This window comes from Pseudomonas sp. Ga0074129, assembly GCA_001465025.1.
Taxonomy (GTDB): Bacteria; Pseudomonadota; Gammaproteobacteria; order Pseudomonadales; family Pseudomonadaceae; genus Aquipseudomonas.
Map to the genome: position 1 here is coordinate 64,358 of LNDO01000110.1, position 7,603 is coordinate 71,960.

The following is a 7,603-nucleotide window of genomic DNA, read 5'->3' on the forward strand; positions in this document are numbered from 1 at the left end:
GACCACGCCCGGTTATTGGCTGGGCAAATAGCGCGCACGGGGCGTAGCCATCGGCAGCGGCCCGTCGCCGATCACGCGGAACTCGCCTTTCTCCGAGTCGTAGGCTTTGATCTCGCAGCTTTCGATGTCGTACACCCAGCCGTGAATAAACAACTGGCCGCACGCCAGACGTGAAGCCACGGAGGGGTGCGTGCGCAAGTGATCAAGCTGCGCCACGACGTTTTCTTCAGTGAGGATGCCCAGGGTGTTGTGGTCGGCACAGCCGCAGTTCTCTGCCACCACGGTTTTGGCCACTTCGGCATGGCGCAGCCACGCTTTAACCGTCGGCATGCGCTCCAGCTCCGCCGGGTTTAGAACGGCCTTCATCGCGCCACAGTCGGAATGCCCGCAAATGATGATGTGCTGCACACCCAGGGCCATCACCGCGTACTCGATGGCCGTGGACACACCGCCCATCATCTGGCCGTAAGGCGGCACCACGTTGCCCACGTTGCGGTTGACGAACAAATCGCCGGGCGAGCTCTGCGTAATCAGCTCAGGCACCACTCGCGAATCGGCACAGGTGATGATCATCGCGCGCGGACTTTGTGCTGTGGCGAGCTTTTTGAAGAGTTCTTCCTGCTGCGGGAATACATCACTGCGAAAGCGTTTGAAGCCCTCGACGATGCTTTGCAACGCCTCTTCGGCACTTTCCCCACCTGCGCGCCCCACCAAGGGAATGGCCTGATGCTTGTACGGCATGTCTGAGACCTCGTTGAACCTGAATAAATACCGCTAGACGACAGCCCGCATGGCCGGTGAGTCACATGAGCAAACCCTGCGGGCCATGGTATAGCGCTTTACCGCTGCAGGCATGGCTGGGTCAGCCTCGCCGGAGCGATTAAATCGCCGCGTGCGTGCGACACCCTCTGTCGCACCGGGGTGTGATACTGGTTACCCTACGCACTCCGCCCAAACAGCCTGCCGACCATGCTCACTCTTTACCACGCTGCCGATCTGGAAACTCTGGGCGAACTGGCCACCACGCTGCTCGCCACACCAATGCGCGAACCGTTTGCACCCGCCTTGGTGGTGGTGCCGAGTCAGGGCATGGGTCGCTGGCTGACGCTGGAGCTGGCGCGCAAGCAGGGCATTGCCATGCAGTTGGAGGTGCAGCTGCCGGCCAAGTTCGTCTGGGACGTCTCGCGCCTGTGCCTGGGGCAGTTGCCGGAGCAATCGGCATTCAGCCCCAGCAGCCTGAGCTGGCGCTTGTATGACTGGCTGTGCGAGCCCGCCCAGTTGGCTGAAGCGCCGCGCCTGGCGCACTACCTAGACGGTGGCGATGAGCGCCGCAGGCTGTCATTGGCCGTCAAAATCGCCGACGTATTCGACCAATACCTGCTGTATCGCGACGACTGGCTGGCCGCTTGGGAGCGCAACGACTTGCTCGATCTTGGCCCGGATGAAGGCTGGCAAGCGCTGCTCTGGCGCGAGCTGACCCGCGACGGCCACCCGCACCGCGCGCGTTTGCTGGAAGAACTGCTCACCCGCCTGTATGACGCCACGCCCGTCGCCGGGCTGCCCGAGCGCGTGCTGGTGTTCGGCATCAGTTCGCTGCCACCGCACCACATGCGTGTATTGGAAGGCCTGGCGCGGCACACCGAGGTGATAGTTTTCGCCCTCAACCCCTGCCGTGAAGCCTGGGGCGAGATTCGCGACATCCGCGAACTGGCGCGGCAACCCGAAGCCAACCCCGAAGACTGGTACCTGGATGTCGGCCATCCGTTACTGGCCAGCCTGGGCAAGCAGGGTCGCGATTTTTTCGACAGCCTGTTTAGCCTGGCCTCCAGCGAAGGCAGTCAGGAAATCGGCCTGTATTCCGAGGATGAAGACCTGCACGACGCCAGCCTGTTGCAGGCATTGCAGAACGACATCCTGCGCCTGCGCACCCGCACCGCCGATGAACGTTTGCTGCTGCGTGAGGACGATCGCTCGTTGGAACTGCACGTCGCCCACTCACCGCTGCGCGAGGTGGAAATCCTGCATGACCAACTGCTCGCCCGCTTTGCCGCCGAGCCTGCGCTGACGCCCGATCAGGTGGTGGTGCTGACCCCGGACATCGAGCGGTATGCGCCCTATATCGAAGCGGTGTTTGCCCCGCGTGAAGGTGTGCCGCGCGTGCCGTTCAGCCTGGCCGACCGCAGCCTGCGCGCGGAGATCCCGCTGATCGAAGCCTTCCTCAACCTGTTGGCGTTGCCAGACAGCCGCTTTTCCGCCGAAGAGATTCTGGCCTGGCTGGAACAGCCGTCCCTTGCCCGCCGCGCAGGTATCGAAGCCGAGGATTTACCGCTGCTGCGCGACTGGCTGCGCGACGCCGGCGTGCGCTGGGGCCGCGATGAAACGCACCGTGAGCAACTGGGCCTGCCGGCCGACGCGGCCTTTACCTGGCGGCAAGGGCTGGACCGCCTGCTGCTGGGTTTTGCCGCGCCGCCACAGCTGGCCGGTCTGGCGGCGCCGTTGCTGGGCGACAGTTGGCCGCTGGATGCGCTGGAAGGCGGCCGCGCACAACTGCTCGGGCGCTTGGCCGGTTTTGTCGAGCGCTTGGCCGTGCTGGCGCAGAGCCTGCAACGGGCGCGCGCCCTGGGCGAATGGGCCGAATCCCTGCAAGGGCTGATTGATCAGTTGTTCGATGAGCGCGAGGCCGGTGACACCCTGTTGCTGCTGTCCAAAGCCTGTGCGGCGCTCAAAGAACAGGGTGACGCCTCGGGTGTAGAGCGGCCAATTGAGCTGGCGCTGATTCGTCAGCAACTGACCGCCGCCTTGGAGCAGGGCAGCGCCGCTTCGGGCTTTCTCACTGGCGCGGTGACCTTCTGCACCATGGTGCCGATGCGCAGCCTGCCGTTTCGGCTGGTCTGCCTGCTCGGTCTGGATGACGGTGCCTTGCCGCGCCGCACCCCGGCAGCGGGCTTTGACCTGATCAGCCAGAAACCCCGTCGCGGCGACCGCGCACGGCGGCTGGATGACCGTTACCTGCTGCTGGAAATTTTGCTCTCGGCGCGGGGCGGCCTGTACCTGAGCTATGTCGGCCGCGACCCGCGCAGCAACGCCGAGCTGCCGCCTTCGGTGTTGGTCAGCGAACTGCTGGATGTGGTTGATCTGACGGCGATCGATGGCAACGACCCGGCTAGCACGAGGATTACCCATCACCACCCGCTGCAGCCCTTCGCCCCCGGCAACTTCGCCGGCAACCGCCATGCCGGCTTTGCCGCGCCCTGGTTCCACGCTGCGCAGCGTTTGAGTCAGGCGGTGCAAGCCCCCGCGCCCTTTGCCAGCGTTCTGGATGCACCGGATGCGGACGGGTTAAGCATCGAACCCAGTCAGCTGATCCACTGCTTTAAACACCCGGCGCGCTACCTGCTGGAACAACGCCTCGGCCTGCGTTTGGCGCAAACCGAGGAAGCCCTGGCCGGTGACGAGCCGTTCAGTGTCGAGTGGACTAGCCAGCATGGCCTGCGCCAGTTGGCCTTGCAGGCCATCGAGAACGGTTGGAGTGAACGCCAGGAACGCGCCGTGGCGGCGGCTTCCGGTTGGCTGCCGGTGGGCGAGCTGGGTCAGGCGCACTGGGGGCAGATTCGCGGGCCGATCCGCGCCTTTGCGCCGACCCTGTTTGACGAGCGCCCGGAGGACGCGCCGCAACCGCTGTTGGTCGATATCGAACTGGCGGGTGTGCGCATCCACGGCTGGCTGGATGGCGTAACCCGTGAAGGGTTGTTTGATTACCGCCTGCGTGATCTTGGCGCTTGGGAGCTGGCGCCATTCTGGCTACGCCATCTGCTGCTCAACTGCGCGGCCAGCCCCGAGATCAGCCGCGACAGCCGCCTGCTCTCACCGAAAAGCGAATGGCGTCTGGGCGCGTTGGCCAATGCCCGTGAGCTGCTCTTACCCTGGCTGGAGGCCTACAAACGCGCGCTGTGCGAGCCGCTGCCGCTGTTCGCCAAATGCAGCCACGGTTTTGCTCGCAAATGGCGCAACCCCGGACGCAAAGAGCCAATTGACGCCGCCCGCAGCGAAGCGCGGGTGATGTGGCAAGGCAATGACTTTATGACCGGTGAAGGCCAAGACCCCTGGAACGCCCTGGCCTTCCGCGACCGCGAGCCGCTGGACGAACGCTTTGAAGCGCTCGCCGAACAACTCTACGGCCCGGCGCTGGACGCCCTGCAAGACAGTGACGAGGACGAAGCATGAGCAGCGCCAGCCTGAACCTGCTGCACGACAGCTTCACCGGCCGCTCGCTGATCGAGGCCAGCGCCGGCACCGGCAAGACCTGGACCCTGACCGCGCTGTACGCGCGCCTGTTGCTGGAGAAGCAACTCAGCGTCAGCCAGATTCTGGTGGTGACCTTTACCACCGCTGCCACGGCCGAGCTGCGCGAGCGCATTCGTAAGCGCCTGGCCGAGTTGCTGGCAGTGTATGAACAGGGGCCGGGCGATGACGCCTTGCTCAATGAACTGCGCGCCCAGTACCCGGATGCATCCAGCCACCGGCGTTTGCTGCTGGCGGTGCATGGCTTTGACGAAGCGGCGATTTTCACCATCCACGGCTTCTGCCAGCGCGCCTTGCAGGATGCCGCGTTTGAAGCGGGGGGCGATTTCGACAACGAACTGACCCACGACGACCGCGAAATTATCGACGCCCTGCTCGCCGACCTTTGGCGGCATGAACTGGCCAGCGCAGAGCCGGAATGGGCGGCGTTTCTGGTGCAGCAGAAAATCACTCCGCAGGTTCTGCGCCAGCGTTTGCGCAATCACTTGGGCAAGCCCTATCTGCGCATCGAACCGCAACCGGGTACGCGCAGTGAGATGAGTGCCCTGCGCGCCGCGTGGCAGCAGGCGCAGCGCCTCTGGCTGAGTGAAAGCGCCGGCTGGCTGGCGCAGCTCAAAGCCTTCGATGGCTTCAAGAGCAATATGTGCAACGCGGCCAAACTGGGCATCTGGCAGGCCGAACTGGACGGTTATTTCAGCGACGCCGCTGCGCTGTTCAGCAAGACTGAAGCGCATCGCCGCCTGGCCCGCGAAGGGCTGAACAAGGCCAGCAAGAAGGGCTGCGAAGCCCCGGCCAATCCGCTGGCCGCCGCGCTGCAGGAACTCTGCGATGCCCTCGATGCCGCGCAACCCGAAGCCGAGCAACGCCTGATCGACCTGCAAGTGCGCCTAATCCACCAGCTCAACGAGCAACTACCCGCGCGCAAGGCGGCACAACGCCTGCTGGCCTTCGATGACCTGCTCAACAAACTGCAGCAGGCCTTGCAAAGCGAAGGCGGCGAACATTTGGCGAGCACCCTGCGCACACAGTATCCGGTGGCGCTGATCGACGAGTTTCAGGACACCGACCCGGTGCAGTACCGGGTGTTTCATCGCATTTATCAGGACGCCGGCGACCTGTGTTTTGTCGGCGACCCCAAACAGGCCATCTACGCCTTCCGTGGCGCGGATCTGGCGACCTACCTCAAGGCGCGCAGCGAAGCCGCGCGGCAATACAGCCTGGCCACCAACCACCGCTCCACGCCCGAGCTGATCGCCGCGCTGAATCAGCTATTCGACCGGCCCATGCCTTTTGCCGAGAAGGGCTTGGCTTACCAGCAGGTCGGGGCCAGCAGCAAGGCGCGGGCGCAGTTGGTGTTGCCGAATGTTGAGGATGAAACCGACGCCCCGCTGGCGTTGGTCTGGCTGGATAACGACTACATGGGCAAGGGCGAAGCGGGGGCATTGGTGGCGCGGGACACCGCGCGGCGAATCGCATCCGTGCTAAGCGCCAGCAGCCGGGGTGAGGCCTATTTCGAACAGTCGGGTATCCATACGCCGTTAAAGGGCGGCGATATCGCCGTGCTGGTTGCCAGTCACCGTCAAGCCGGCGAAGTGGCCGCCGAGCTGGCCGCCCGTGGCGTGCCCAGCGTGCGCCGGGGCAAGGAGAACGTCTGGCACAGCGAAGAGGCCGATGAGCTGTCCGCCGTGCTCGCCGCTTACGCCGAACCGGGCCGCGAGGGCGCATTGCGTTATGCCCTGGCCAGCCGTTTGCTGGGCCGTAGCGCTGCTGATCTCGCCGCCTGCAGCGAGGACGCTCAAGCCTGGGACCGCGAGCGCGAAGCCGCCGAGCGCTACCACCAACTCTGGCAACAACAGGGTTTTATGCGCGCTTTCCGCGCCTGGTTGGATGAGCAGCACGTGGCCCAGCGGCTGCTGGCGCTGGTCGATGGCGAGCGCCGCCTGACCAACCTGCTGCACCTGGCCGAGCTGCTGCAAAGCGAAAGCCTGCAACGCCCCGGTCTGGAGCAATTACTCGCTTGGTTCAACGCTCAGCGTAGCGCCGAGGCCCACGGCGAAGACGCCTTGCTGCGTTTGGAAAGCGATGCCGAGCGGGTGCAGATCGTCACCATCCATACCTCCAAAGGCCTGGAATACCCGCTGGTGTTCTGTCCCTACCTGTGGGACGGCGCGCTGCTGCGCCAGCATGAAGACATCAGCTGCCACGCCGACGACGGCACGCCGCTGCTGGATCTGGGCAGCGAGCAGCTCGACATGCACCGCGAGCGCGCCCGTCATGAGCGCTTCGCCGAAAAACTGCGCCTGACCTATGTGGCCCTGACCCGCGCGCGCGATCGCCTGTGGCTGCACTGGGGGCCGGTGGACTGCAAGCCGAAAAAGGACGGCAGCCTCGGCGACAGCGGCCTGCACAGCAGCGCCCTGGCCTGGCTGCTGCACGGCCGCGCTTTGCCCGGTGAGGATGCCCTCGCCGAACTGGCTGGCCACCTGCAAAACCTCAGCCCGCAGGGTTTGCGTGCGGAAGTCGAACAGTTGATCGCCAGCAGCCAAGGCCAGATGGCCCTTCAGCCGTTGCGTGACAGCGAGGCCAGTGCCGCCGGCGAGCAACGCGCTCCGGCCCCGCAGCAACTCGCCACCTTGCAGCGCAGCCTGCACAGCGCTTGGCGCATCGGCAGCTTCTCCGGGTTGGCCGCCGGTATGCACATGGAAGTCCCGGACCGCGACGGCCTGGTGCTGCCGGACGCCAGCGAGCCGGGCACGGGCTTTTTCGCCTTCCCCCGGGGTGCGCGCGCCGGTACTTGCCTGCACGCCATTCTGGAAGACTGGGCGCGCGGCAAAGGCGCGCTGGCTGAGCTGATCGAACCGGGGCTGAGCGGCCACGGCATCAGCAACGACTGGCTGGCCGTGGCGCTTGACCATCTGCAACAGGTGATCGACGCCAATCTGGACGGCAAGGGGCTGACCCTCGCTGGTTTGAATCCAACCCGACGCTTGCCCGAGCTGGGCTTTACCTTCCCCCTGGCGGGGCTGGATGTGCAGCGCCTGCGCGCGATTCTCTGCGACCCCGCCCACGGCCTGGCGGCACCGATGCGTGAGGCGGCGGCGCGGCTGGAATTCGACAGCCTCAAGGGCTTTCTCAAGGGTTTTATCGACCTGACTTTCGAGCACGATGGGCGCTGGTACATCGCCGATTACAAGTCCAACTGGCTAGCAGCCTGTCGGACTTTTCCCCTCGCCGGTAGAATTGCGCATCGCTCCTGGAACCTGACTGTATGAGCCGCTTTCGACCGATAAACCGCGAAATC

At 65.0% G+C, this 7,603-nt stretch carries 3 protein-coding genes; 2 read left to right on the forward strand and 1 reads right to left on the reverse strand.

The window, feature by feature from the left end; translation table 11 throughout:
• Positions 1-12: 12 nt before the first annotated feature.
• Entirely contained in the window at positions 13-741 is a 729-nt protein-coding gene (locus AUK77_RS17520; RefSeq protein WP_296132304.1) for a carbonic anhydrase, read from the reverse strand.
• A gap of 228 nt (positions 742-969) precedes the next feature.
• On the opposite strand from AUK77_RS17520, the gene recC reads away from it, so the two are divergent.
• Together recC and recB are read left to right on the forward strand one after the other, a co-directional pair.
• Positions 970-4,224, forward strand: a complete 3,255-nt coding sequence (gene recC / locus AUK77_RS17525; protein WP_296132306.1) for an exodeoxyribonuclease V subunit gamma — start codon at positions 970-972, stop codon at positions 4,222-4,224.
• Positions 4,221-7,574, forward strand: a complete 3,354-nt coding sequence (gene recB / locus AUK77_RS17530; RefSeq protein ID WP_296132309.1) for an exodeoxyribonuclease V subunit beta — start codon at positions 4,221-4,223, stop codon at positions 7,572-7,574. Before recC ends, recB begins: the two co-directional genes overlap by 4 nt.
• Positions 7,575-7,603: the final 29 nt, after the last annotated feature.

Bases quoted from the DNA above. Each gene is read 5' to 3' on its own strand.
- recB (WP_296132309.1), top strand. From the start codon at position 4,221: ATGAGCAGCGCCAGCCTGAACCTGCTGCACGACAGCTTCACCGGCCGC.
- AUK77_RS17520 (WP_296132304.1), bottom strand. From the start codon at position 741: ATGCCGTACAAGCATCAGGCCATTCCCTTGGTGGGGCGCGCAGGTGGG.
- recC (WP_296132306.1), top strand. From the start codon at position 970: ATGCTCACTCTTTACCACGCTGCCGATCTGGAAACTCTGGGCGAACTG.